Annotated in this window: 1 protein-coding gene; it reads left to right on the top strand. The window is 59.0% G+C overall.

From position 1 onward, the window contains the following. Positions 1 to 87: 87 nt before the first annotated feature. Positions 88 to 268 (top strand): transposase (locus tag ACSQ83_RS35975; protein WP_436231384.1); only part of this gene is annotated, 181 nt, incomplete at its 3' end.

Here is a 268-nt window from a genome sequence, read left to right as displayed (position 1 = left end):
AGAGGTGGCTCAGGAAATCTGGACGGTCGGTTAGGTGGAGTCGCTGGGTTCTGAGATAGGCATAATGCCTACAAAGGAAACCAGACGATGACGAAGAGAACTCGGCGCACGCACTCAGCGGCGTTCAAGGCGAAGGTGGCACTGGCAGCAGTACGTGGCGAGCGCACGCTCGCAGAATTGGCGCAGCAGTTTGAGGTTCATCCGAACCAGATCACGGAATGGAAGCGGCAGTTGCAAGAACGAGCGGCCGATGTGTTCGGCGCGGCGG

Origin of the sequence: Caballeronia sp. LjRoot29, assembly GCF_964252755.1 — a bacterium.
Taxonomy (GTDB): domain Bacteria; phylum Pseudomonadota; class Gammaproteobacteria; order Burkholderiales; family Burkholderiaceae; genus Caballeronia.
The sequence above is the reverse complement of the archived record's forward strand: the minus strand, read 5'-3'. Positions and strand labels throughout refer to the sequence as shown.